The organism is Citrobacter sp. wls615, from assembly GCF_005281355.1.
GTDB lineage: Bacteria > Pseudomonadota > Gammaproteobacteria > Enterobacterales > Enterobacteriaceae > Citrobacter > Citrobacter werkmanii.
Genome location: NZ_SZXM01000057.1, coordinates 46,902 through 72,367, shown reverse-complemented (window position 1 = coordinate 72,367; position 25,466 = coordinate 46,902). Strand labels below are relative to the sequence as shown.

The window sequence follows — 25,466 nt, the reverse complement described above, 5'->3', positions numbered from 1 at the left end:
TCAGTCCGCCAACTCCAGAATTCTTACCACCAACTGCGAGAAGCTCAGACCCGCCTGACGCGCCGCCATCGGCACCAGGCTGTGGCTGGTCATACCCGGAGAGGTATTGGCTTCCAGCAGATAAAACTGGCCATCGCTGTCCAGCATGACGTCAATGCGCCCCCAACCTTTACAGCCCAGGGCGGTCCACGCTTTCAGGACTAAATCCTGTAATCTGGCCTCTTGCTCGACTTCCAGACCTGCAGGGCAGAAATATTGTGTCTCATCAGAGAGATACTTCGCCTCATAATCATAGAAGGTTCCCGCGGGTTGGATACGTATTGACGGTAAAATTTCTTCGCCGAGTATCGCAACGGTAAATTCCGGGCCACTGAGCCATTTTTCAATCAGTACTTCTTCATCATGCTGAAAAGCCAATGCTAATGCACCCTGCAAAGCATTTTCTTCTTCAACTTTTGACATCCCTACGCTGGAGCCTTCACGGCTTGGCTTCACAATCAGCGGCAAACCTAACGCAGAGATTTTTGCAACTATCTCATTGCTAAGACCTTTTTCGAACTCAGCGCAGGTCAACGCAACCCATGGCGCGACGGGTAAACCTGCGCCCTGCCACAGCAGCTTGCTGCGCAGTTTGTCCATTGAGATCGCGGAAGCCATGACGCCGCTGCCGGTATACGGCAGACCGATCTGCTCCAGCATGCCCTGCAGCGTACCATCTTCACCACCACGTCCATGCAGCGCAATAAACACCTTCTGAAAACCCATTGATTTCAGAAGAGTGACATCAACCTCTTTCGGGTCAACCGGATGGGCATCGACACCACCTTCGCGTAACCCTGCCAGTACGGCCGCGCCGGAATTCAGCGACACTTCTCGCTCTGCGGAGGTACCTCCTGACAGGACCGCGATTTTATCAGCCATGTTGTTCTTCCTCCGGATTTTGCGGCTTCAGTTTGATTTCAGCTAAGGAACGCGCAATTTTGCCGATATTTCCAGCGCCTTGCACCAAAATCAGATCGTTGCCGGTTAATACCGGTGCCAACATTTCTGCCACCAGGGCCGGATCGGATACCAGAATAGGATCGATCTTACCGCGACCACGAATAGTACGGCACAGCGAGCGGCTGTCAGCGCCCGGAATGGCGGCTTCGCCCGCGGCGTATACATCCAGCATCAACAGCGTATCAACCTGAGTCAGCACGTTGGCAAAGTCGTCATACAAATCGCGAGTGCGCGTATACCGATGCGGCTGGAACAGCATCACCAGATTTTTGTCCGGCCAGCCTGCGCGTGCAGCTTTAATTGTGGCGTCCACTTCCGTTGGGTGATGGCCGTAATCATCAACCAGCATCGCGGTCCCGGCTTTACCGTTAACCGGCTCAAGTGGGAATTCGCCGAGGAAGTCAAAACGACGTCCGGTACCCTGGAAACTTTCCAGCGCGCGCAGGATCGCGTCGTCTTCAATACCTTCTTCCGTTGCGACAGCCACCGCAGCCGCGGCGTTCAGCGCATTGTGGCGGCCCGGCGCGTTTAACGTCACGCGTAGATCGGCCATCCCCTGACGCACCAGCGTGAAGTGCCCCTGCGGGCCGATCTGCTGGTAATCCTCAACGCGCACATCGGCATCATCACTGAAACCATAGGTTGTGGTTTGACGGCCAACTCGCGGTAACAGTTCGCGGATCACCGGATCGTCAACGCACATCACCGCACGACCATAAAACGGCAAGTTATGCAGGAAATTAATAAACGTCTGCTTTAAATTTTCGAAGTCGCCATGGTAGGTATCCATATGGTCGGCTTCGATATTGGTGACAATCGCCACCATCGGCTGCAAATGCAGGAACGACGCGTCGCTCTCGTCCGCTTCGGCAATCAAATAACGGCTATGACCCAGGCGCGCATGGACGCCAGCAGCCTTCACCAGACCACCGTTAACAAAAGTCGGATCCAGCCCCGCTTCCGCGTAAATACTGGAGACCATCGCTGTGGTCGTGGTTTTACCGTGCGTCCCGGCAATGGCGATGCCGTGACGAAAACGCATTAACTCCGCCAGCATCTCAGCACGGCGGATCACTGGAATACGCGCTTCATGCGCCGCAACAATTTCCGGGTTATCCGCAGAAATAGCGCTGGAGACCACCACCACGCTCGCATCGCGCACGTTTTCAGGGCGATGGTTGAAGAAAATCGTGGCGCCGAGATTCGTCAACTGCTGCGTCACCGGATTTGGCGCTAAGTCAGAACCGCTGATCTGATAACCTTCATTGGCCAAAACTTCGGCAATACCGCCCATACCAGCACCACCGATGCCGACAAAGTGAATGTGCCGAACGCGACGCATTTCGGGCACGATGGAACGCAGTTTTGCCAGTTGTTGTGTATTCATTCTTTAGCCATTAACTTCTTAGTTCATGCGATGCAAAAGGCATCACCACAATTACGCCCGGGCAGCCCGGCTCACTTCATTTGCAACGCGTTCGGTGGCATCCGGTATGGATGCGGCGCGCGCACGTTCTGCCATGGTTAATAAAGTTTCTCGCGACCACCCGGCAAGGGTGCTGGCGACGGCATCCACAGTAAACTGTGGTTGCTCTAAAATTTTGGCGGCGCCCGCTTTTTCCAGCGGCAACGCATTCCAGTACTGCTGTCTGTCTTTGTGCTGGAACGGCACAAACAGCGCAGGCAAGCCTGCGGCGGCAATCTCACTCACCGTCAGCGCGCCGGAACGGCACACGACAACATCCGCCCACGCATAAGCGGCGGCCATATCATCAATAAACTCAGTGACCTTATGCTGCGGTTGTCCCGCCTCGGCATAAGCGTGTTCAACGGTCTGCTGCGCGCCCTTACCGCTCTGGTGCCAGATAGTCACCGCCTCGCCAAGCTTTGCGGCAACCTGCGGCATCGTCTGGTTGAGGACGCGTGCGCCCTGAGAACCACCAACCACCAGCACACGAACCGGGCCTTCACGTCCAGCCAGACGCGCTTCGGGTAATGGCAACGCCAGCACGTCCGTGCGTACTGGGTTCCCGACCACGTCCGCATTCGGGAAAGCGCCAGGGAAAGCCTGCATAACCTTCGTTGCAATCTTTGCCAGCCATTTATTGGTTAATCCCGCAATGCCGTTCTGTTCATGCAGTACGACCGGAATACCTAATGACCATGCAGCTAAACCGCCAGGACCTGACACGTAGCCGCCCATACCGAGCACCACATCAGGCTTGAATTGCTTCATGATGGCGCGCGCCTGACGCCAGGCGTTAAAAATACGCACGGGTGCGGCAAGTAGTGCGTTAACGCCTTTGCCACGCAGACCGGAGATGCGAATAAAGTCAATTTCAATGCCATGCTTCGGCACTAAGTCCGCTTCCATACGATCGGCGGTGCCCAGCCAACGAACCTGCCAGCCCTGGGCCGTTAAATGGTGCGCGACCGCCAGCCCCGGGAACACATGCCCGCCGGTACCGCCTGCCATCACCATTAACCGCTTCGGTTGACCACTCATCGTGCACCTCGTGTAAACGCCTGGGCTTTTTCCAGACGCGTTTCATAATCTATACGTAACAAAAACATGATGGCCGTCGACATTATCAACAAACTGGAACCACCATAGCTGATTAACGGCAGCGTCAGACCTTTGGTTGGCAGCATACCTGCCGCCGCGCCGACGTTTACCAGCGCCTGGAAGCTAAACCAGATCCCGATGGAGCAGGCTAAAAAGCCTGAAAAACGGTGGTCAATTTCCAGCGCTTTACGGCCAATCGACATCGCGCGAAAAGCGACGAAGAATACCATTAAAAGTGCCAATACCACACCGATATAACCCAGCTCTTCCCCAATGATGGCGAAGATGAAGTCGGTGTGAGCTTCCGGCAAATACTCCAGCTTTTGGACTGAGTTGCCTAACCCCTGCCCCCAAACCTCACCGCGGCCAAAAGCCATTAGCGATTGCGTCAGCTGGTATCCGCTGCCGAACGGATCTTCCCATGGATTCCAGAAAGAAGTTACGCGGCGAATACGATACGGTTCGGCAAGGATCAGCAGCACGACCGCCGATATCCCCATGCCGATAATCGCAATGAACTGCCATAATTTAGCGCCGGCAAGAAACAGCATCGCCAGCGTGGTGACAAACAGCACCACCACCGTACCGAGGTCAGGCTGCGCCAGCAGCAGCACGGCCAGTACCAGGATCACGCCCATCGGTTTCAGGAAGCCGCGCAGGTTGTTTCGCACTTCATCCACCTTGCGTACCAGGTAGTTGGCGAGATAACAGAACAGCGACAGCTTGGTAAATTCCGCAGGCTGAATACGCAGCGGCCCCAGAGCAATCCAGCGCGATGCCCCGTTAACGGAGCTCCCCACCACCAGTACGATCAGCAGCATGATGATCGAGGCGATGAGCATCGTGGTGCTGTACTTCTGCCAGAACTCCATCGGCAAACGCAGAGTGACCATCGCCAAACAGAACGCCAGGAAGATGTACAGCGCGTCACGTTTGGCAAACAGGAAGGGGTCGCCCGCCAGACGTTGTCCTACCGGCATCGATGCCGATGTCACCATGATGAAACCAATTGCCGCCAGACCAAAGGTCAGCCACAGCAGCATGCGGTCATACATGATCAGGCTGTCCGCGTCTTTATCGCGCGAAGCCATCACCCAGCCTTTAAGTGCCGCAAAGATCCACGCCAGGACACCCAGTCCCGGTAAGCGCGGCATTCTCAGACGAGGGAGAGATAAACGCATCAACCCAACTCCTTCGCCAGGCGCGTAAAGACGTCACCGCGTTGCTCAAAATTCTTGAACTGATCGAGGCTGGCACAGGCGGGCGACAGCAGCACCATATCACCGGGCTTCACGCGCGGCGCGAGCAGACGCATTGCCTGCTCCATGGTTTCAGTTTGTTCCGCAACCTCAGGTCGCAGCGCGGCAAGCTGCGCGCCATCGCGGCCAAAGCAGTACAGACGAATGTTGTCGCCGTTCAGATAACGTTGCAGCGGCATAAAGTCAGCGGATTTCCCGTCGCCGCCCAACAACAGGTGCAGCGTACCGTCAACGTGCAGGCCATTCAGCGCCGCTTCGGTACTGCCGACATTGGTCGCTTTTGAATCGTTGATCCAACGCACACCATTATGATTCAGTACCAACTGGAAACGATGCGCCAGTCCGGTAAAGGTGGTCAGCGCTTTCAGGCTTGACGCCCGCGGCAGACCCGCAGCATCAGCCAGCGCCAGCGCTGCCAGAGCGTTGGTATAGTTATGCTGGCCGGTAAGCGTCATCTCTTTCACGTTGAGAACTTTTTCACCCTTCACCCGCAGCCAGGTTTCGCCCTGCTGACGATTAAGATGATAATCCCCCATGTTGACGCCAAAGCTCACGCAACGCTCATCGGCACCACGAACCGGCATGGTCAGCGCATCATCCGCATTGACCACGCAGACTTTCGCATTCTCATAAATGCGCAGTTTGGCCGCACGATACTGCTGCAAGCCAAACGGATACCTGTCCATATGATCTTCGGTGACGTTCAAAATAGTGGCGGCTACGGCCTGTAAGCTGGAGGTTGTTTCCAGTTGGAAGCTCGACAGTTCCAGAACATACAGCTCACGCTCATCATCCAGCAGCATCAGCGCGGGCAGGCCAATGTTACCTCCCACCCCCACGTTCACACCGGCCGCTTTCGCCATTTCGCCAACCAACGTCGTAACGGTGCTTTTACCGTTAGAACCGGTGATCGCAACGATCGGCGCCTGCGCTTCGCGACAGAACAGCTCGATGTCACCGACAATTTCAATCCCCGCATCGGCGGCAGCGCTCAGCGAAGGGTGCGCCAGGGCAATACCAGGGCTGGCGACGATAAGATCGGCGTCCAGCAGCCAGTCATCATTCAGACTGCCAACATGACGCTCAACCGCTTCCGGTAATTTATCCAGGCCCGGCGGCGTCGCGCGGGTATCCATCACGCGCGGCGTTACGCCACGCGCCAGGAAGAAATCCACGCAGGACAGCCCGGTCAAACCCAGACCGATAATGACGACTTTTTTACCCTGGTAATCAGCCATGATTAACGTACCTTCAGCGTTGCCAGGCCAATCAGCACCAGCATCAGCGAAATAATCCAGAAGCGCACAATCACGCGCGGTTCCGGCCAGCCTTTCAGTTCATAGTGATGGTGGATCGGCGCCATACGGAAGATGCGCTGTCCGCGCAGCTTAAAGGAGCCAACCTGCAGAATGACCGACAGGGTTTCTACGACAAATACGCCGCCCATGATCACCAGCAGGAATTCCTGACGCAGCAGCACAGCAATAATGCCCAGCGCGCCGCCCAGCGCCAACGATCCGACGTCTCCCATGAAGACCTGCGCCGGATAGGTGTTAAACCACAGGAAGCCTAACCCTGCACCGACAATCGCCGTACAGACGATCACCAGTTCACCGGCATGGCGTAAATACGGAATGTGCAGATAGTTGGCAAAGTTCATGTTACCGGTCGCCCATGCCACCAGCGCAAAACCCGCAGCCACGAACACGGTCGGCATAATCGCCAGACCATCCAGACCATCGGTGAGGTTGACCGCGTTACCAGTACCCACAATCACAAAGTACGCCAGCAGGACGTAGAACAGTCCCAATTGCGGCAACACGTCTTTGAAGAACGGCACGACCAGTTCCGTCGCCGGGGTATCTTTGCCCGCGAGATACAGCGCAAAGGCTACGCCCAGAGCAATCACCGACATCCAGAAATATTTCCAGCGCGCAATCAGGCCTTTGGTGTCTTTGCGTACCACTTTGCGGTAGTCATCGACAAAACCGATGATGCCGTAACCGACCAATACCACCAGCACGCACCAAACGTACGGGTTCGACGGGTATGCCCACAGCAGCACGGAGATAACAATCGCGGTGAGGATCATAATCCCGCCCATGGTCGGCGTACCGCGTTTACTGAAGTGTGATTCCGGACCGTCGTTACGTACGACCTGTCCAAAGGACATTTTTTGCAGGCGGGCGATCATGCGCGGGCCCATCCACAAAGAGATGAACAGCGCGGTCAGCAGGCTGACGATGGCGCGAAACGTCAGATAGGAAAAGACGTTAAAGCCGGAATAATATTTGACCAAATGTTCGGCCAGCCAAACTAACATGTCCCATTCTCCTGTAATGCGCGTACTACCTCTTCCATGGCGGCACTACGTGAACCCTTCACTAAAATCGTCATGATCTGATGTTCTGCAATCAGCGCCTTGAGATGCGCGACCAGCGCGGTTTTATCCGCAAAATGCTCGCCCACGCCGCTGGCGCCGCTAATTGCCTGACTCAGTTTCCCTGTACTCAGTACACGGTCGATGCCCGCGGTTTTCGCAGCAACACCTACCTGTACGTGACATGCTTCGCTTTCCGCGCCAAGCTCTGCCATATCGCCCACCACCAGCACGCGGTAGCCCGGCATTTCGGACAGCACCTGTACCGCTGCGGTCATCGAACCAACGTTAGCGTTGTAGGAGTCGTCCAACAGCAGCTGATTTTCTGCCAGTTGAATCGGGAACAGACGCCCCGGTACCGCTTGCAGATCCTTCAGGCCCGCTTTGATCGCCTCAGGCGTCGCGCCTACCGCCATAGAGAGCGCAGCCGCCGCCAGGGCGTTAGCTATGTTGTGACGACCCGGCAACGGCAGCAGAACATCAATGCTTCCGGTTGGCGTGCGCAGCGAAAACTCCGTACCGTGCGAGGTCACGTGAACGTCAGCCGCCGAAAAATCGCTGTTGGCCGCATTCGGGGAGAAGCGCCAGACTTTGCGATCGCCAATGATGCTCTGCCAGTTCAGCCAGTCGTTGTTATCAGCGTTCATGATGGCGATGCCATTCGCTGACAGACCGCCAAAAATCTCACCTTTAGCCTTCGCAACGCCCGCCAGAGAGCCGAAACCCTCCAGATGCGCAGCAGCAAGATTGTTCACCAGCGCCGCTTCCGGACGCGTCAGGCCAACGGTCCAGGCGATTTCGCCCTGATGATTGGCGCCGAGCTCAATCACGGCATAGTCGTAATCGTTGTTTAAGCGCAGCAACGTCATCGGTACACCGATGTCGTTGTTCAGATTGCCCGCGGTGTATAGGGTGTTGCCACACTTGCTCAGAATGGATGCCGTCATCTCTTTAACAGACGTTTTGCCGGATGAGCCGGTCAGCGCGACCACGCGCGCCGGAACCTGGGCGCGAACCCACGCTGCCAGTTCGCCGAACGCCAGACGGGTGTCTTTTACAATAACCTGCGGTAAATCAATATTGAGTGGACGGCTGACTAACAGCGCGCCTGCTCCCCCGTCTTTCGCCTTGTCGGCAAAATCGTGGGCATCAAAGCGTTCGCCTTTCAGCGCCACAAACAGGCAGCCCGGCGTCACTTGACGCGTATCGGTTGTCACTGCATCGAGGGTCAGGTCGCCCCCTTTTAGTTCGCCACAGAGGATTTCCGCCAGTTGGCTGAGCGTTACGCTAATCATGCGATCACCCCCAGCAGACGCGCTGCCGTGACGCGGTCAGAATAGTCGAGACGCTGTGAACCAACGATCTGGTAGTCTTCGTGCCCTTTCCCGGCCACCAGCACCACGTCGTTTTCTTTCGCCTGCATGATGGCGTTAGTCACTGCTTCGGCGCGACCTTCCATCACCTTCGCCTGTCCGGCATCCAGCATCCCCGCCAGAATGTCGTTGATGATGGCGCGCGGCTCTTCGGTACGCGGGTTGTCATCGGTCACCACGACCACATCAGCAAATTGTTCGGCAATCGCGCCCATCAGCGGACGTTTGCCTTTGTCACGATCGCCACCGCAGCCAAAGACGCACCACAGTTTGCCGGTACAGTGCAGACGCGCCGCCTGCAGCGCTTTTTCCAGCGCATCCGGCGTATGGGCATAATCAACCACCACGGTGGTTTTACCGGGCGCGCTGAACACTTCCATACGCCCGCAAACCGGTTGCAATTGTGTCGCTGTTTTTAGTAAATCAGCTAACGGATACCCCAGCGCCAGCAGCGTTGCCAGCGCCAGCAGCAGATTGCTGACGTTAAACGCGCCCATCAGGCGGCTTTCAATTTCGCCTTCCCCCCATGAGGAGGTAAAGCGAATCGTTGCCCCGCTGTCGTGATACTTCACCTCAACGGCTTTTAACCAACGACCATGACAGTTCGGGTTGATGTGGTCTTCCATCGAAACGGCCACCGCATCCGGAAGTTTGGCCAGCCAGCGACGACCGACCTCATCATCCGCATTGACGATGGCCTGACCGCAATGGTGCGTGGAGTACAGCAGCCATTTCGCGGCTTCGTAATGTTCCATGTCACCGTGGTAGTCGAGATGGTCACGGCTTAAGTTAGTAAACACTGATGCGGCAAACTTCAGCGCCGCGACGCGATGCTGAACCAGACCGTGGGAAGAAACTTCCATCGCGCCAACCGTGGCGCCCTGTGCAACCAGCCCCGCCAGCACATGCTGGACATCAACGGCTGAACCGGTGGTATTTTCCGTCGGGATCACTTTGCCCAACAGGCCATTGCCAACGGTTCCCATAACCGCGCTGGTTTCACCCAGCAGTTGGCTCCACTGCGCCAGCAATTGGGTCGTAGTAGTTTTACCGTTGGTCCCGGTCACGCCGACCAGACGCATTTTTTCAGAAGGCTCGTGGTAAAAACGGCCCGCCAGTGCAGATAAACGTTCGTTAAGCTGGCTGAGATAGATAACCGGAACGCCGTGCATTTCACGGATTTCACCGTCAGTCGCTTCATCTTTTGCTTCTGCAATAATGGCAGCCACACCTTGCGCTATCGCCTGCGGGATATACCGACGCCCGTCCGCCTGATGACCCAATACTGCTACAAAGAGATCGCCCGATGCAGCCACACGGCTGTCGAGCGTCATCTCCCGCAGTGCTCGCTCCGGTGCACCCGGCACCCATGGAGCAAGAAGGTCGCGCAAATTACGATCTGCCACCTGTTGCCTCGCCTTGATTATTCACAAATTCACTTTTATCGCTCGTTGCCAGCGCATCCGGCTCGATGTTCATGGTGCGCAATACGCCGCCCATGATGGCACCGAAGACCGGCGCGGAAACGGCGCCACCGTAGTATTTACCCGCCTGCGGATCGTTGATAACAACAACCAGCGCGAAGCGCGGCTGACTCGCAGGCGCAACGCCTGCGGTATAAGCAATGTATTTGTTGATGTAGCGACCATCCGGCCCTACTTTTTTCGCCGTACCGGTTTTGATAGCGATGCGATAGCCTTTAATCGCCGCCTTCACGCCGCCGCCACCGGGCAGCGCCACGCTTTCCATCATGTGCACCACGGTACGAACGGTCGCTTCCGGGAAAATACGTTCGCCCGGTACAGGAGGGTCAACTTTGGTAATCGACAGCGGGCGATAAACGCCATAGCTGCCGATCGTTGCGTAGACTCGCGCTAACTGTAACGGGGTTACCATTAGCCCATAGCCGAAAGAGAAGGTGGCCCTCTCTATGTCAGACCACCGTTGTTTTTGAGGATATAAGCCACTGCGTTCTCCGACCAACCCCAAATTGGTCGCTTTTCCCAGCCCAAAACGTGAGTAAGTATCTACTAACGCTGAGGACGGCATCGCTAACGCCAGCTTAGAAACACCGACGTTACTCGACTTCTGCAAAACCCCGGTAAGGGTCAATTCGCTATAACGCGCCACGTCTTTGATTTCGTGGCCATTAATTCGGTAAGGAATCGTATTGAGTACGGTATTTTCGCGTACCACTCCACGCTGCAGCGCCGTCATTACCACCATTGGTTTGACGGTAGAACCCGGTTCAAACACGTCGGTAATGGTACGGTTACGCATGACATCTTTTTGCGTACCGGAGAGATTATTGGGGTTGTAGGACGGGCTGTTGGCCATCGCCAGCACTTCACCGGTGTTGACATCCACCAGCACGGCGCTGCCGGATTCCGCTTTGTTGAACGCGACAGCATTATTCAGTTCACGGTAGACCAGCGCCTGTAAACGCTCATCAATACTCAGCGCGAGGTTATGCGCCGCCTGGCTGTCAGTAGAGGAAATATCTTCAATTACGCGGCCATAGCGGTCTTTACGCACGATACGTTCGCCCGGCTGTCCGGTGAGCCACTTATCGAAGCTCTTCTCAACGCCTTCAATCCCCTGGCTGTCAACGTTAGTAAAGCCAATGAGGTGAGCGGTCACTTCTCCGGAAGGATAGTAACGACGGGATTCTTCACGCAGGTGAATACCCGGCAGCTTGAGTTTTTTGATGTAGTCGGCCATGTCAGGGTTAACCTGACGCGCCAGATAGATAAAGCGTCCTTTCGGGTTGGCGTTAATGCGGGAAGCCAGCTGGTCGAGCGGGAGATTCAGCGCAGTCGACAGCGCTCTCCAGCGTTCACCAACGCTCACGCCGCCTGCGTCATGCACCTCTTTCGGGTCGGCCCAAATCGCTTTCACCGGAACGCTCACCGCCAGCGGACGACCGGAACGGTCGGTAATCATCCCGCGCGATGTGGAGACTTCCTGGACGCGCAGGGAACGCATGTCACCCTGACGCACCAGCATATCCGGCGCAATAATTTGCAGCCAGGCAACGCGCCCCAGCAGGAAACCCAATGCCAGCAAAATACAGCCGCACAGTAACGCAAAACGCCAACTGACAAAGTTGGCTTGTTCTTCCTGGCGTTTTGGTTTGTGCGTTTTTGCCGCTGCTTTCATGCGTCGCGTTTATCCTTATTTTTGTACTACGATATTTTCTTGTGAGGGATCAACATGCTGCATTTGCAGCTTTTCCGTTGCGATCCGTTCAACACGGCTATGGTCGCCGAGCGCGTTCTCCTCAAGGATCAAGTTGCGCCATTCGATATCCAGCGCATCTCGCTCCAGAACCAGTTGCTCACGCTGCGCGGTCAGTAACCGCGTATGGTGAGCTGTTGTCACGACGGTAACCGCCGTCAAAATAATGCAAATGAACAGGCAGAGTGGCAGCTTCCCATACCGCAAAAGATCGTCACCGATCACGCCAGGCAAGGCATGGCGCTCGTTGCTTCCTATCGATCCTTTAACTTTGCTGAGGGCTTCTGTCACTCTGCTGATCATGCGTTCGTCCTCTCTGCAATACGCAGAACTGAACTACGGGCACGAGGATTTTCAGCTACCTCTTCTTCACCCGGCATCATCTTGCCTAGTGCTCTTAACTCACGGCCGCCCAGCTTTTTGATCTGCGCTTCCGTCATCGGTATTCCAGCCGGAACCTGAGGACCACGGCTTTGTTCGCGCATAAAGCGTTTCACAATGCGGTCTTCAAGCGAATGGAAACTGATAATCGAAAGGCGACCACCTGGTGCCAGCACGCTGAGCGAGCTTTTTAGCGCCTGCTCTATCTCCTCCAGTTCACTGTTCACCCAGATGCGCACCGCCTGGAAGGTACGGGTCGCGGGATGTTTGAATTTGTCTTTCACCGGCATTGCCGCCGCAATCACTTCCGCCAGCTCCTTGGTGCGGGTCATCGGTTCGATGCGATTGCGCTCTACGATGGCGCGAGCAATGCGTTTACCAAAGCGCTCCTCGCCAAAGGTTTTAATCACCCAGGCAATATCCGCTTCATCGGCGGTTTGCAGCCATTCGGCCGCGGACTGACCGCGTGTTGGATCCATACGCATATCCAACGGACCATCACGCATAAACGAAAAACCGCGCTCCGCGTCATCAAGCTGCGGTGAAGACACGCCAAGATCGAGAAGAATCCCGTCGATCTTACCGGTAAGCCCACGCTCGGCGACATAGTCAGCCAGCGCAGAGAAAGGTCCATGGACGATGGAGAAACGGGGATCGGTAATCGTCTGTGCAACGGCAATAGCCTGCGGATCGCGATCGATAGCCAGTAAACGTCCCTCTTCGCCAAGCTGGGAGAGGATCAGACGTGAATGACCACCGCGACCAAATGTCCCGTCAATGTAGATGCCGTCTGGACGAATATTCAGGCCGTTGACGGCCTCATCCAGCAACACCGTTGTATGTTTATAATTTTCCATCATTTTATAGAGACAAATCCTGCAATCGTTCCGACAGCGCGCCGGTAACAGACTGCTCAGCGTCGATATCTTCCTTGACCTGTTGATACCAGGTCGTTTCATCCCACAGCTCAAACTTATTGAACTGCCCAACCAGCATCACTTCTTTCGTTAGCCCCGCATGTTGCCGCAGAATGGGCGCTATCAATAATCGGCCAGCGCTATCCATCTGGCATTCGCTGGCATGCCCCAACAACAGGCGCTGTACGCGACGCTCAACTGGATTCATGCTCGACAGACGCGATAACTTCTGCTCGATAATTTCCCATTCAGGCAGGGGGTACAGCAGCAGGCACGGGTGATGGATGTCAATGGTGCAAACCATTTGACCGGTAGCGCTCTCGAGCAGTTGCTCCCGATAACGGGTGGGCACAGATAAGCGCCCTTTACTGTCGAGATTAACTAACGTTGCTCCCCGGAACATGCCAGTCTCACCCCCGATTACCACTTTATCCCACAAAATCCCACTTAAAGGAGTTTACGGAGCGGAGGAAAACCTTGTCAAGCAAGTCACGGCGCTAAGCGGAGCAAAAAACACATTGTTTACGGCTAATATCAGCGTTGAACAAATTCCGTACAGCAAACGAAGCAAATTAACGTCATGAATATTTGTAAGAAAAAAATCCAACAACTCATGATTGTTTAAAACAACTGAATATCATCAAAAGAAAATATAAAGTGTCAGTTTGCGACGCGAGCGGCATTTTAGGACAATATGCAGCGAGATAACAGTACCAGTTAATCAGTCTGTATGCCGTGCAGGAGCGAGGTCAGCGTGAGGTTGTCGCCATAGGGCAGCAAAGTGTTTGTTAATTCGGCAAATCCCTACAAGCATGTAACAAAATAATACAACCGTAACGCATCTTTACGCTTCAATAACCCAAAAATGGCGAGTTGCATTTTTAATTCGGCATAATTCACGAATCAATTTCAGATAATTCTAAAGAATATTCTTAATTATAATGAGGTTATTTCTGAGAATAGAATATTTGATGACGTCAGAGGCTTATGCCGTTGACGTCATCAAATGAGGCAACTTAGTTACGGCTCAGAATACCGCGACGGTACAGATTACGCCGTATACGCGTTAACCCAGGTTTGGGTTTACGCGGCTCATCCAGACTTGCCAGCACAATCTCCAGCACGCGTTCCGCTACATCACGATGGCGTTGCGCCACCGCGAGAACCGGACACTGCAGGAAGTCGAGCAGTTCGTGATCGCCAAAAGTCGCTATCGCCAAATCAGACGGCAACTGCCCATCGCGACGCAGGGTCACATCCATCACCCCCTGCAACAGAGCAAACGACGTGGTAAACAGCGCCTGAGGCATTGGATGCGTTTCCAGCCATTTATCAAACAACTGCGCTGCCGCTTCACGTTCATAGCTGTTGGCGTAGAGGAAATGCACCTCACGCGGATCATCTTTCCACGCGGTACGGAAGCCCTGCTCACGCAGGAAGCTGACAGATAATTCAGGGAGCGCGCCCAGATAAAGTACGGTTTCTGCAGGGAATTTACGTAACTCCTGCGCCAGCATTTCCGCATCATCCTGGTCCGCGCCCACGACGCTGGTGAAATGTTCGCGATCCAGCGCACGGTCCAGCGCCACAATCGGGAATGAACTGTTTGCCCAGCGCTGATAGAACGGATGTTCTGGCGGCAAGGAAGTCGACACAATGATGGCATCAACCTGGCGCTGTAAAAGATGCTCAATACAGCGCATTTCGTTATCTGGCTGATCTTCGGAGCAGGCAATCAACAGTTGATACCCGCGCTGACGCGCCTGGCGCTCCAGATAGTTTGCGATCCGGGTATAGCTTGTGTTTTCAAGATCCGGGATCACCAGCCCGATAGAACGTGTGCGTCCAGCACGCAGCCCGGCCGCCACGGCATTCGGGTGGTAATTATGCTCACGCACCACCGCCATGACTTTTTCAACCGTTTTGTCGCTTACGCGATATTGCTTTGCTTTGCCATTAATAACGTAGCTTGCAGTCGTTCGCGAAACGCCGGCCAACCGAGCGATTTCATCCAGTTTCACAATTGCCCCTTGCGTAAAATGTACAAACCATAACCTTTGTGATGGCATGGGTTAAGTTTCTTAACATCTAAGCGCAGAATAATGACTGCGGCAACCGCTTTTGTCTCTGGTTACTGCTGATTTCGCAAAAAAAAAGCGCAACAGGAAGCATCAGCGAAAACGGGTACGTTACCTGTAGGCCGGATAAAGCGTTTACACCGCCATCCGGCATGACCTCCACGAGGATGCCTGATGACGCTGTGCTTGTCAGGCCTACAGTCGAGTATTAGCGCATGATTTTATCACCGCGAGAAAGCCCCACCACGCCGGAACGGGCTACCTCTACAATTTTGGCGACTTCACGTAATGTTGCCAGGAACGCATCCAGCTTATCACTGGTGCCCGCCAACTGTACGGTGTAGATGGACGGCGTGACGTCGATGATTTGCCCGCGGAAAATCTCCGTGTTGCGTTTCACCTCCTCCCGACCATAGCCGCTGGCCTGGATTTTCACCAACATGATCTCGCGTTCAACATGGGCGCCCTGCCCCAGTTCGCTAACGCGCAGAACATCCACCAGTTTGTGTAGTTGCTTTTCGATCTGCTCCAGGACTTTCTCATCCCCTACCGTCTGAATCGTCATTCGCGATAAGGTTGGATCGTCAGTGGGTGCAACGGTCAGGCTTTCAATATTGTATCCACGCTGGGCGAAAAGGCCTATCACACGCGACAAGGCACCCGACTCGTTTTCCAGCAATACCGATAATATCCGGCGCATAATCAGGTCCTCTCCGTTTTGCTTAACCACATTTCATCCATACCGCCCCCACGAATCTGCATCGGGTAGACATGCTCGCTGCCATCAACGGTGACATCGACAAACACCAGACGACGATTGCGCACATGCTCCAGCGCTTCACTCAGTTTGCTTTCCAGTTCTTCTGGATGGTTAATCTGGATACCAACATGCCCATAAGCCTCGGCAAGGCGCACAAAATCGGGCAGCGACTGCATATAAGATTGTGAGTGACGTCCGGAGTAGATCATGTCCTGCCACTGCTTGACCATGCCGAGATAACGGTTGTTCAGGTTGAGCACCAGTACCGGCAACTCATATTGCAGCGCCGTAGACAGTTCCTGGATGTTCATCTGAATACTGCCATCCCCGGTAACACACACTACCGTTTCATCCGGCAGCGCCATTTTCACGCCTAACGCCGCAGGTAATCCAAATCCCATGGTGCCGAGGCCGCCTGAGTTAATCCAACGGCGTGGTTTATCGAATGGGTAGTAGAGTGCGGCAAACATCTGATGCTGACCAACGTCAGAGGTGACATACGCATCCCCTTTCGTCAGACGCCAGATGGTTTCAATCACCGCCTGTGGCTTAATGCTTTCACTTTGCGTGTCATATTTCAGGCACTGACGGGCGCGCCAGTGTTCAATCTGTTGCCACCAGTCACGGTTATCATCCAGCGGCTGCTGAGATTTCTCCTGCTCCAGCAGTTCGAGCATCTGATCGAGTACCAGACGAGCATCGCCGACAATCGGAATATCCGCAGTGACGGTTTTCGAAATAGAGGTCGGATCGATGTCGATATGCAGCACGGTCGCATTTGGGCAATATTTTGCCAGGTTATTGGTCGTTCGATCGTCAAAGCGCACGCCGACGGCGAAGATCACATCGGAATGATGCATGGTCATGTTTGCTTCGTAAGTTCCATGCATGCCCAGCATCCCAAGCGCCTGCCGATGTGTTGCCGGAAACGAGCCTAACCCCATCAGCGAGGAAACAACCGGCAGATTAAGTGCTTCAGCGATCTGGCCTAACTGCGCATGGCAGGCGGCATTAACGGCGCCACCACCCACGTACACAACCGGTTTTTTAGCCGCGACTAACGTCTGCAGAGCGCGTTTTATCTGCCCTTTATGTCCGGTCGTCGTCGGATTATACGAACGCATGCTCACCGACTCAGGCCAGCTATAAGGCAGTTTCTTAGCTGGATTCAGAATATCCTTCGGCAAGTCCACTACCACAGGCCCGGGACGACCGCTGGCCGCCAGCCAGAAGGCTTTTTTTAGCACCTGTGGGATGTCTTCAGTTTGTTTGACCAGGAAACTGTGCTTCACCACCGGGCGGGATATGCCCACCATGTCACACTCCTGGAAGGCATCATAGCCAATCAGCGACGTTGCGACCTGCCCAGAGAGGATCACCAACGGAATGGAATCCATGTAAGCCGTTGCAATCCCGGTAATCGCGTTGGTAGCGCCGGGTCCTGAAGTGACTAATACGACGCCCACCTCCCCCGTAGCGCGCGCAAGGCCATCAGCCATGTGTACCGCAGCCTGCTCATGGCGGACCAGCACATGATCAATACCACCGACCGTATGCAGCGCATCATAAATATCGAGGACGGCCCCCCCGGGATAACCGAATACCTGCTTTACACCCTGATCGATGAGCGATCGGACGACCATCTCGGCTCCAGACAACATCTCCATGGCTTGCCTCACTCTTATAATGAAAAACGGTTTAACAACACATTAACCGCTGACGATGACGCATGGCAATTGACTCCGCAGGGGTAGCCTCAGAGCAAATAAGAATAAAACGGAGGAAAGCGTCGATTTAATGGAGAATTAAACCAGGATAAGTAAATGATATGATAAATAATCGCTTAAAAAGGGGGACTTACAGCTATTACTCTATTTTTTTACACTTTTGGCTAAACCTGAAAAGTGGATTTCAGCATAAAATTTCATATACAAAGAAAAAAGCAGAACAAACAAGTTGCATTAACCGATTTGTTCTGCTGAATGCTATTGCTTACAGACGGAGACCAACAGCTCTTCCATCCATTGATGTCCTTTATCCCGGCCAGCAGCTTCATGCCAGGAAAGATAACATGTCCGACTATTCAATTTTAAAGGTAAAGGCAATATCTGAAGTTCTAACGAATCTGCGAACTCTTCTGCCAACCAACGTGGCGCAATCGAAACCAGATGCGTTTGCGATACAATATTAAGAACGCTAATTAATGCCATGCCCTGGTAAGCGACGCAAGATTGTTTATCCGGCGTGTCATACCACGGCTGACTGAAAGATGCGAAGCGGTCCAACGAAACCACCGCGTGCTGCTCATTATAAAGGTCGCTTTCCAATAATGGACCACTAATGCGCGGATGCTTTTTGCTCGCGACTAATACCATTTCATCATTGAATAACGGAATACTTGAGAATTCTGGACGGCGGAATTCTTCATAGCTAATAACAAACTCAGTTTCCTGGTAACGCAACTGATGCTCGGTATTTTGATTGAGTGAAGATTTAAATACGACATTAATGTTTGGCGCGACTTGTTCAACCCGATTATAAATCAATGATGTCAGGATATTATCTAAGGGGCTACATACGCAAAGATTGAATACGCGCTCGCTGCTGGCTGGCTCAAAACCCGATCCAGGCAGTTCATTTTGCACTAATTGCAATGCCTGGCGAACAGAACCAAATAGCTGGAAGGCTCTTGCTGTCGGCTGGATACCGCGTCCATAACGAACAAAAAGCTCATCATTAAACATCACTTTCAGGCGCGCAACCGCATTACTGACAGCGGGTTGCGACATCCCCAAAGTATGTGCGGCACGGGTGATGTTTTGTTCTTGCATCACCGCATCAAAGACAGTTAATAAATTAAGATCAACCATGCGAAGCTGTGGCTTCGACATATCTATAATATTTGTTTTATCTATTATTTTTACTTCTGGCATATTTAACTCCACTGTCACTCTAAACTCCCTTTTCTCAGACGGAGTGAAGAAATAATCTCCGTTAATATGATTTACCATACATATAAGATGAGAAAAAGAAAAAACATTAAAATTAGGAAAACATAAAGGCACAAACCTAAATGAACAAAAGACCAATGCGAGCGCAGTGTGGCAGGTGTCACTGCACGGTGATTCATATGTTTAAATTTCAAAAACAATATAACCATAAGCATGGCGAATATACAATCATACATATCGTGAATATATATTTAAGCTTTAATTAAATCTTTATATTATTAATACATTAAAAGTTAACATTAATTTATCAATTATGAGCTTCTGCTCTCTTCCTATCCATTCAGAATTAGTATAAAAACAGGTAAATCATACAGATATAAAATCTCAAACAGATCAATTAGTTCAACAGATGGTTACAGTAAGTGCAAGCAAATATGCTTAAATATGTCTAATCATGAAAAATATGTACAAGCATCAGCGGATTAATTTTATATACGGTAAAAAATTCAGCACAATTCGCTTAAGTTTTGCCTAAACTTTCCTCTGCTAAAGGGGCATTTACAGAGGATGGGGTTGACATCGAAGTTCATATCCAGTACCACTAAAAGCATATCGCATTCGCCTGGAGCTTAATTGATGACTTACATTGCTCGTTTCAACGGTCTACTACTACTAAACGCATCTTCGTTGCGCGGTAGACTGGTGGACGACATTCAGCATTAAGTCAGCTCCAGTTAAGACAGAAACCCGCGCCGTTGCGCGGGTTTTTTTATGCTCGAAGCAAGGCGCCCTAAAGACCAAGGACCTAAACCATGAGCCAGCAAGTCATTATTTTCGATACCACCTTACGCGACGGAGAACAGGCGTTACAGGCAAGCCTGAGTGTGAAAGAAAAACTGCAGATTGCGCTGGCCCTCGAGCGTATGGGCGTTGACGTGATGGAAGTGGGTTTCCCGGTTTCTTCACCCGGTGACTTTGAGTCGGTTCAAACCATTGCTCGTCAGGTCAAGAACAGCCGCGTTTGCGCCTTAGCGCGCTGCGTTGAAAAAGATATCGATGTTGCCGCTGAATCCCTGAAGGTCGCTGAAGCTTTCCGCATTCATACGTTTATCGCCACCTCGCCGATGCATATCGCAACAAAATTACGCAGCACGCTGGATGAGGTTATCGAGCGAGCTATCTATATGGTTAAGCGAGCGCGTAATTATACGGATGACGTGGAATTCTCCTGCGAAGACGCTGGTCGTACTCCTATCGCAGACCTGGCTCGCGTGGTAGAAGCCGCCATTAATGCGGGTGCCAAAACCATCAATATCCCCGATACCGTCGGTTACACCATGCCTTTCGAATTTGGCGCAATCATTTCCGGTCTGTATGAACGCGTACCGAATATCGATAAAGCCATCATCTCCGTGCACACCCATGATGATTTAGGTCTGGGCGTCGGCAACGCGCTGGCGGCCGTTCATGCCGGTGCGCGTCAGGTGGAAGGCGCAATGAATGGTATCGGCGAACGTGCTGGTAACTGCTCACTGGAAGAAGTGATTATGGCGATCAAAGTGCGCAAAGATATCCTGAACGTACAGACCCGCATTAATCACCAGGAGATCTGGCGTACCAGCCAGTTAGTCAGCCAAATCTGTAACATGCCCATTCCGGCAAACAAAGCGATTGTCGGTAGCGGTGCCTTTGCGCACTCCTCCGGCATCCATCAGGACGGCGTACTGAAAAATCGTGAAAACTACGAAATCATGACGCCTGAATCCATCGGCTTGAATCAGGTGCAGTTGAACCTGACCTCCCGTTCCGGACGCGCCGCGGTGAAACACCGTATGGACGAGATGGGCTATAAAGAAAATGAATACAATCTGGACAACCTGTATGACGCTTTCCTGAAACTGGCAGATAAAAAAGGTCAGGTATTCGATTACGACCTGGAAGCGCTGGCCTTTATTAACAAACAGCAGGAAGAACCAGAACACTTCCGTCTGGACTATTTCAGCGTACAGTCTGGTTCTAATGATATTGCCACGGCCTCCGTCAAGCTGGCCTGTGGTGAAGACGTCAAAGCCGAAGCGGCGAACGGTAACGGCCCGGTCGATGCCATTTATCAGGCAATTAACCGCGTGACGGAATACAACGTCGAACTGGTGAAATACAGCCTGACCGCCAAAGGGCACGGTAAAGATGCGCTGGGTCAGGTCGATATCGTCGCCAACTATAACGGTCGCCGCTTCCACGGCGTCGGTCTGGCAACAGATATCGTCGAGTCTTCCGCTAAAGCGATGGTGCATGTGCTGAACAATATCTGGCGCGCCGAGGAAGTCGAAAAAGAATTGCAACGCAAAGCTCAGAACAACGAGAACAACAAGGAAACCGTGTGATGTCGAAGAATTACCATATTGCTGTTTTGCCGGGTGATGGTATTGGCCCGGAAGTGATGGCGCAAGCCTTGAAAGTACTGGACGCAATTCGCCACCGTTTTAACCTGCGCATTACCACCAGCCACTACGATGTGGGTGGCGCCGCCATCGATAACCACGGTCAGCCGCTGCCACCGGCAACAGTTGAAGGCTGTGAGCAAGCTGACGCCATTCTGTTTGGCTCCGTTGGCGGCCCGAAATGGGAAAACCTGCCGCCAAACCAGCAGCCTGAACGCGGTGCGCTGCTGCCATTGCGTAAGCACTTCAAACTGTTCAGCAACCTGCGCCCGGCGAAGCTGTATCAGGGGCTGGAAGCGTTTTGCCCGCTGCGCGCCGATATTGCCGCTAACGGTTTCGACATCCTGTGCGTGCGAGAACTGACCGGTGGGATCTACTTCGGTCAGCCAAAAGGCCGCGAAGGCAGCGGCCAGCATGAAAAAGCCTTTGATACCGAGGTATATCACCGTTTCGAGATCGAACGTATTGCCCGTATCGCGTTTGAATCCGCGCGCAAACGTCGTCACAAAGTGACCTCGATTGATAAATCTAACGTACTGCAGTCTTCCATTCTGTGGCGTGAAATCGTTAGTGAAATTGGTAAAGAGTATGCGGACGTTGAACTGGCGCATATGTACATCGACAACGCCACCATGCAGTTGATTAAAGACCCGTCGCAGTTTGACGTCGTGCTGTGCTCTAACCTGTTCGGCGACATCCTCTCCGATGAGTGTGCGATGATCACCGGCTCCATGGGCATGCTGCCGTCCGCCAGCCTGAACGAGCAGGGTTTTGGTCTGTACGAGCCTGCTGGCGGCTCCGCCCCGGATATCGCTGGGAAAAACATTGCTAACCCTATCGCCCAGATCCTGTCGCTGGCGCTGCTGCTGCGCTACAGCCTGGATGCCAACGATGCGGCAACCGCAATTGAGAGCGCCATTAACCGCGCATTAGAAGAAGGCATTCGCACTGGTGATTTGGCCCGTGGCGCTGCCGCAGTCGGTACCGATGAAATGGGCGACATCATTGCCCGTTACGTCGCAGAAGGGGTGTAATCATGGCCAAAACGTTATACGAAAAATTGTTTGATGCGCACGTTGTCTTTGAGGCGCAAAACGAAACCCCGCTGCTGTACATCGACCGCCATCTGGTGCATGAAGTCACCTCCCCGCAGGCGTTTGATGGTCTGCGCGCGCATGGACGTCAGGTGCGCCAGCCGGGTAAAACCTTCGCCACCATGGACCACAACGTCTCCACGCAGACCAAAGACATTAACGCCTCCGGCGAAATGGCGCGTATTCAGATGCAGGAATTGATCAAAAACTGCAATGAATTTGGCGTCGAACTGTACGACCTGAACCACCCGTACCAGGGTATCGTGCATGTGATGGGGCCTGAGCAAGGCGTGACCTTGCCGGGAATGACCATCGTCTGTGGCGACTCCCACACCGCCACCCACGGCGCGTTCGGCGCGCTGGCGTTCGGTATCGGCACGTCAGAAGTTGAACACGTGCTGGCAACGCAAACCCTGAAACAGGGCCGCGCCAAAACCATGAAGATTGAAGTCAACGGCAAAGCCGCGCCGGGCATCACGGCGAAAGATATCGTGCTGGCGATTATCGGTAAAACCGGCAGCGCTGGCGGCACCGGCCACGTGGTGGAGTTCTGCGGTGAAGCGATTCGCGACCTGACCATGGAAGGCCGCATGACCCTGTGCAACATGGCGATTGAGCTGGGCGCGAAAGCGGGCCTGGTCGCGCCGGACCAGACCACCTTCAACTATGTCGAGGGCCGTCTGCACGCACCGAAAGGCAAAGATTTTGACGATGCCGTCGCCTACTGGAAAACCCTGCAAACGGATGAAGGCGCCACTTTCGACAGCGTCGTCACCCTGCAAGCAGAAGAGATCGCGCCGCAGGTCACCTGGGGGACTAACCCGGGCCAGGTTATCTCCGTGAATGACAACATTCCGGATCCGGCGTCCTTCAGCGATCCGGTTGAACGCGCCAGCGCCGAAAAAGCGTTGGCCTATATGGGCCTGAAGCCGGGGATCCCACTGACCGACGTGGCTATCGATAAAGTGTTTATTGGTTCCTGCACCAACTCGCGTATCGAAGATCTGCGCGCGGCGGCGGAAATCGCCAAGGGCCGTAAAGTGGCGCCGGGTGTACAAGCGCTGGTGGTGCCAGGCTCCGGCCCAGTGAAAGCGCAAGCGGAAGCGGAAGGTCTGGATAAGATCTTTATCGAAGCGGGTTTTGAATGGCGTCTGCCGGGCTGCTCAATGTGCCTGGCCATGAACAATGACCGCCTGAACCCAGGCGAGCGCTGCGCATCCACCAGCAACCGTAACTTTGAAGGTCGTCAGGGCCGCGGTGGCCGTACGCACCTGGTCAGCCCGGCGATGGCGGCAGCGGCCGCGGTCACCGGCCATTTCGCCGACATTCGTAGCATCAAATAAGGAAACTACCATGGCAGAGAAATTTACCCAGCATACCGGCCTGGTTGTCCCACTGGATGCCGCCAACGTCGATACCGATGCAATTATCCCGAAACAGTTTTTGCAGAAGGTTACGCGCACCGGTTTTGGCGCCCATCTGTTTAACGACTGGCGTTTCCTGGACGAAAAGGGTCAACAGCCAAATCCAGAGTTTGTGCTGAACTTCCCGGAATATAAAGGTGCCTCAATTCTGCTGGCACGGGAAAACTTTGGCTGCGGCTCTTCACGCGAACATGCGCCGTGGGCGCTGACCGACTACGGCTTTAAAGTAGTGATCGCGCCAAGCTTCGCCGATATCTTCTACGGCAACAGTTTCAACAACCAACTGCTGCCGGTGAAATTAAGCGACGAACAGGTCGATGAGCTGTTCAACCTGGTCAAAGCCAATCCGGGGATTACATTTGAAGTGGATCTGGTCGCGCAGGTAGTGAAAGCAGGCGATAAGACCTACAGCTTTAAAATCGACGACTTCCGCCGCCACTGCATGTTGAACGGTCTGGACAGCATCGGGCTGACGCTGCAGCACGAAGCCGCCATCACCGAGTACGAAGACAAGCAGCCCGCGTTTATGCAGTAATCTCTCCCGCTGGTCACCACACGGTGGCCAGCCCTTTCTCTTCGCCTAAAGCGTATCGCCGTAATAGATTTGGTAGCCAAGATTGACGCTGCCCGGCGCATCTTTCCCGTTCAAACGCTTAATCAGAATATCCGCTGCCGTTTTGCCAATCTCAAAGCGTGGCGTAATCACGCTGGCAATTTTTTGCAGCCGTGCGCGCCCTATTTCCAGCCCGTGGAAACCGGCAATCGCCATTTTTCCCGGCACATCGTACTGCTGTGCCTGACACTCCAGCAGCGCGCCAACCGCCAGGTCATCGTTGGTACAGAAAATAGCGTCAATATCCGGTTTTTCCGCCATCGCCTGCTGGAACATCTTGCGGCCCAGCGCCACCGACGAAATGGTTTTTGGCGCCAGGTGGTACGCTTCCAGCCCCTGCGCCGCCAGCGCTTTCTCGGTGCCGCGAAAACGGCTAAGGTCGCGGGGGTCATCCATCGAGCCAAAGAAAGCAATGCTGCGTTTGCCGCTGTCGATAAAAGCCTGCGTCATTTCAAACGCGGCTTTTTCGTTATCAAACCCAACCTGAATATCAAGATACTGGCCGCTAATGTCCATTAGTTCTGCCACCGGCACGCCGCTGGCGCGCACGTACTGGCTCATCCGCTCGGTATGCAGCTTTCCCGTGAGGATCAGGCCGTCGATATTGTAAGAGAGCAGGTTCAGCACTTCGCGTTCTTCACGCTCGGCATCATATTCGTAGTTGGCGATCAGCGTCTGGTACTGGCAGGCCGAGGTGACGGATTCAATCCCCGCCAGCACATCGGCAAAGATCTGATTACGAAACGAGGGGATCAGCACACCAATGGTTTTGCTGCGGGCGTTGAGCAGAATTTCCGGGGCGCGGTTGGGGATGTAGTTGTTCTCTTCCATCACTTTCGAAATCAATTCGCGGCTGCGTTGCGACACCTGATTCGGGTCACGCAGATAACGGCTGACCGTCATCTTATTCAGCCCGGCCAGGGCGGCAATATCCTGTAATGTCATCCGATTGTTTTTCATGAGGTTCTCTACGACCAACAGCCCATTATG

22 protein-coding genes are annotated in these 25,466 nt (G+C 53.7%); 5 read left to right on the top strand and 17 right to left on the bottom strand.

Annotated features, from left to right (window positions below):
* The 16 genes from FDX04_RS15250 to leuO form a co-directional block, all read right to left on the bottom strand.
* Positions 1-921: a D-alanine--D-alanine ligase gene (locus FDX04_RS15250; RefSeq protein WP_137360252.1), complete on the bottom strand. Its 921-nt coding sequence runs from the start codon at positions 919-921 to the stop codon at positions 1-3.
* The gene (gene murC / locus FDX04_RS15245; RefSeq protein ID WP_042312325.1) at positions 914-2,389 is read right to left on the bottom strand and encodes a UDP-N-acetylmuramate--L-alanine ligase; all 1,476 of its coding nucleotides are present in this window, start codon (positions 2,387-2,389) and stop codon (positions 914-916) included. Before murC ends, FDX04_RS15250 begins: the two co-directional genes overlap by 8 nt.
* Before the next feature lie 51 nt (positions 2,390-2,440).
* Positions 2,441-3,508, bottom strand: a complete 1,068-nt coding sequence (murG, locus tag FDX04_RS15240; protein WP_137371175.1) for an undecaprenyldiphospho-muramoylpentapeptide beta-N-acetylglucosaminyltransferase — start codon at positions 3,506-3,508, stop codon at positions 2,441-2,443.
* Positions 3,505-4,749, bottom strand: a complete 1,245-nt coding sequence (ftsW, locus tag FDX04_RS15235) for a cell division protein FtsW (protein ID WP_079225510.1) — start codon at positions 4,747-4,749, stop codon at positions 3,505-3,507. The genes murG and ftsW overlap by 4 nt, the downstream gene beginning before the upstream one ends.
* Positions 4,749-6,065 (bottom strand): UDP-N-acetylmuramoyl-L-alanine--D-glutamate ligase, encoded by a 1,317-nt coding sequence (murD, locus tag FDX04_RS15230; protein ID WP_137360251.1) that lies wholly within the window; start codon positions 6,063-6,065, stop codon positions 4,749-4,751. Before murD ends, ftsW begins: the two co-directional genes overlap by 1 nt.
* A gap of 2 nt (positions 6,066-6,067) precedes the next feature.
* Entirely contained in the window at positions 6,068-7,150 is a 1,083-nt protein-coding gene (gene mraY / locus FDX04_RS15225; protein ID WP_137360250.1) for a phospho-N-acetylmuramoyl-pentapeptide-transferase, read from the bottom strand.
* A complete protein-coding gene (gene murF / locus FDX04_RS15220; protein ID WP_137371174.1) occupies positions 7,144-8,502 on the bottom strand; it encodes a UDP-N-acetylmuramoyl-tripeptide--D-alanyl-D-alanine ligase in 1,359 nt (452 codons plus the stop codon). Before murF ends, mraY begins: the two co-directional genes overlap by 7 nt.
* The gene (murE, locus tag FDX04_RS15215) at positions 8,499-9,986 is read right to left on the bottom strand and encodes a UDP-N-acetylmuramoyl-L-alanyl-D-glutamate--2,6-diaminopimelate ligase (protein ID WP_038637205.1); all 1,488 of its coding nucleotides are present in this window, start codon (positions 9,984-9,986) and stop codon (positions 8,499-8,501) included. Before murE ends, murF begins: the two co-directional genes overlap by 4 nt.
* Positions 9,973-11,739 (bottom strand): peptidoglycan glycosyltransferase FtsI, encoded by a 1,767-nt coding sequence (gene ftsI / locus FDX04_RS15210; RefSeq protein ID WP_042312340.1) that lies wholly within the window; start codon positions 11,737-11,739, stop codon positions 9,973-9,975. The genes murE and ftsI overlap by 14 nt, the downstream gene beginning before the upstream one ends.
* A 15-nt stretch (positions 11,740-11,754) precedes the next feature.
* Positions 11,755-12,120, bottom strand: a complete 366-nt coding sequence (gene ftsL, locus FDX04_RS15205) for a cell division protein FtsL (RefSeq protein WP_006686695.1) — start codon at positions 12,118-12,120, stop codon at positions 11,755-11,757.
* Positions 12,117-13,058, bottom strand: a complete 942-nt coding sequence (gene rsmH / locus FDX04_RS15200) for a 16S rRNA (cytosine(1402)-N(4))-methyltransferase RsmH (RefSeq protein WP_042312345.1) — start codon at positions 13,056-13,058, stop codon at positions 12,117-12,119. The genes ftsL and rsmH overlap by 4 nt, the downstream gene beginning before the upstream one ends.
* Position 13,059: 1 nt before the next feature.
* A complete protein-coding gene (mraZ, locus tag FDX04_RS15195) occupies positions 13,060-13,518 on the bottom strand; it encodes a division/cell wall cluster transcriptional repressor MraZ (protein WP_137360247.1) in 459 nt (152 codons plus the stop codon).
* A 613-nt stretch (positions 13,519-14,131) separates the two neighbouring features.
* Positions 14,132-15,136, bottom strand: coding sequence for a catabolite repressor/activator (gene cra / locus FDX04_RS15190; RefSeq protein WP_032940373.1), 1,005 nt, complete (start codon positions 15,134-15,136; stop codon positions 14,132-14,134).
* Positions 15,137-15,401: 265 nt separating this feature from the next.
* A complete protein-coding gene (gene ilvN / locus FDX04_RS15185; RefSeq protein WP_003829566.1) occupies positions 15,402-15,893 on the bottom strand; it encodes an acetolactate synthase small subunit in 492 nt (163 codons plus the stop codon).
* A gap of 2 nt (positions 15,894-15,895) precedes the next feature.
* A complete protein-coding gene (ilvI, locus tag FDX04_RS15180; protein ID WP_137360246.1) occupies positions 15,896-17,620 on the bottom strand; it encodes an acetolactate synthase 3 large subunit in 1,725 nt (574 codons plus the stop codon).
* A gap of 318 nt (positions 17,621-17,938) precedes the next feature.
* Positions 17,939-18,886: a transcriptional regulator LeuO gene (gene leuO / locus FDX04_RS15175; RefSeq protein ID WP_137371173.1), complete on the bottom strand. Its 948-nt coding sequence runs from the start codon at positions 18,884-18,886 to the stop codon at positions 17,939-17,941.
* Between the two features lie 654 nt (positions 18,887-19,540).
* Here leuO and leuL point away from each other — a divergent pair.
* The 5 genes from leuL (at position 19,541) to leuD (ending at position 24,398) form a co-directional block, all read left to right on the top strand.
* Positions 19,541-19,627, top strand: a complete 87-nt coding sequence (gene leuL, locus FDX04_RS15170) for a leu operon leader peptide (RefSeq protein ID WP_048998978.1) — start codon at positions 19,541-19,543, stop codon at positions 19,625-19,627.
* An 89-nt stretch (positions 19,628-19,716) separates the two neighbouring features.
* Positions 19,717-21,288, top strand: a complete 1,572-nt coding sequence (gene leuA / locus FDX04_RS15165; protein ID WP_137360245.1) for a 2-isopropylmalate synthase — start codon at positions 19,717-19,719, stop codon at positions 21,286-21,288.
* Positions 21,288-22,379: a 3-isopropylmalate dehydrogenase gene (gene leuB / locus FDX04_RS15160; protein ID WP_137349675.1), complete on the top strand. Its 1,092-nt coding sequence runs from the start codon at positions 21,288-21,290 to the stop codon at positions 22,377-22,379. Before leuA ends, leuB begins: the two co-directional genes overlap by 1 nt.
* A 2-nt stretch (positions 22,380-22,381) precedes the next feature.
* A complete protein-coding gene (gene leuC, locus FDX04_RS15155; RefSeq protein WP_137360244.1) occupies positions 22,382-23,782 on the top strand; it encodes a 3-isopropylmalate dehydratase large subunit in 1,401 nt (466 codons plus the stop codon).
* Between the two features lie 10 nt (positions 23,783-23,792).
* Positions 23,793-24,398: a 3-isopropylmalate dehydratase small subunit gene (gene leuD / locus FDX04_RS15150; RefSeq protein WP_137360243.1), complete on the top strand. Its 606-nt coding sequence runs from the start codon at positions 23,793-23,795 to the stop codon at positions 24,396-24,398.
* Positions 24,399-24,443: 45 nt separating this feature from the next.
* Here leuD and FDX04_RS15145 read toward each other — a convergent pair whose 3' ends face one another.
* The gene (locus FDX04_RS15145; protein ID WP_137360242.1) at positions 24,444-25,436 is read right to left on the bottom strand and encodes a LacI family DNA-binding transcriptional regulator; all 993 of its coding nucleotides are present in this window, start codon (positions 25,434-25,436) and stop codon (positions 24,444-24,446) included.
* Positions 25,437-25,466: the final 30 nt, after the last annotated feature.

Coding starts and splice junctions, on each gene's coding strand:
- FDX04_RS15250 (WP_137360252.1), bottom strand. CDS start 921: ATGGCTGATAAAATCGCGGTCCTGTCAGGAGGTACCTCCGCAGAGCGA.
- murC (WP_042312325.1), bottom strand. CDS start 2,389: ATGAATACACAACAACTGGCAAAACTGCGTTCCATCGTGCCCGAAATG.
- murG (WP_137371175.1), bottom strand. CDS start 3,508: ATGAGTGGTCAACCGAAGCGGTTAATGGTGATGGCAGGCGGTACCGGC.
- ftsW (WP_079225510.1), bottom strand. CDS start 4,749: ATGCGTTTATCTCTCCCTCGTCTGAGAATGCCGCGCTTACCGGGACTG.
- murD (WP_137360251.1), bottom strand. CDS start 6,065: ATGGCTGATTACCAGGGTAAAAAAGTCGTCATTATCGGTCTGGGTTTG.
- mraY (WP_137360250.1), bottom strand. CDS start 7,150: ATGTTAGTTTGGCTGGCCGAACATTTGGTCAAATATTATTCCGGCTTT.
- murF (WP_137371174.1), bottom strand. CDS start 8,502: ATGATTAGCGTAACGCTCAGCCAACTGGCGGAAATCCTCTGTGGCGAA.
- ftsI (WP_042312340.1), bottom strand. CDS start 11,739: ATGAAAGCAGCGGCAAAAACGCACAAACCAAAACGCCAGGAAGAACAA.
- ftsL (WP_006686695.1), bottom strand. CDS start 12,120: ATGATCAGCAGAGTGACAGAAGCCCTCAGCAAAGTTAAAGGATCGATA.
- rsmH (WP_042312345.1), bottom strand. CDS start 13,058: ATGATGGAAAATTATAAACATACAACGGTGTTGCTGGATGAGGCCGTC.
- mraZ (WP_137360247.1), bottom strand. CDS start 13,518: ATGTTCCGGGGAGCAACGTTAGTTAATCTCGACAGTAAAGGGCGCTTA.
- ilvN (WP_003829566.1), bottom strand. CDS start 15,893: ATGCGCCGGATATTATCGGTATTGCTGGAAAACGAGTCGGGTGCCTTG.
- ilvI (WP_137360246.1), bottom strand. CDS start 17,620: ATGGAGATGTTGTCTGGAGCCGAGATGGTCGTCCGATCGCTCATCGAT.
- leuO (WP_137371173.1), bottom strand. CDS start 18,886: ATGCCAGAAGTAAAAATAATAGATAAAACAAATATTATAGATATGTCG.
- leuL (WP_048998978.1), top strand. CDS start 19,541: ATGACTTACATTGCTCGTTTCAACGGTCTACTACTACTAAACGCATCT.
- leuA (WP_137360245.1), top strand. CDS start 19,717: ATGAGCCAGCAAGTCATTATTTTCGATACCACCTTACGCGACGGAGAA.
- leuB (WP_137349675.1), top strand. CDS start 21,288: ATGTCGAAGAATTACCATATTGCTGTTTTGCCGGGTGATGGTATTGGC.
- leuC (WP_137360244.1), top strand. CDS start 22,382: ATGGCCAAAACGTTATACGAAAAATTGTTTGATGCGCACGTTGTCTTT.
- leuD (WP_137360243.1), top strand. CDS start 23,793: ATGGCAGAGAAATTTACCCAGCATACCGGCCTGGTTGTCCCACTGGAT.
- FDX04_RS15145 (WP_137360242.1), bottom strand. CDS start 25,436: ATGAAAAACAATCGGATGACATTACAGGATATTGCCGCCCTGGCCGGG.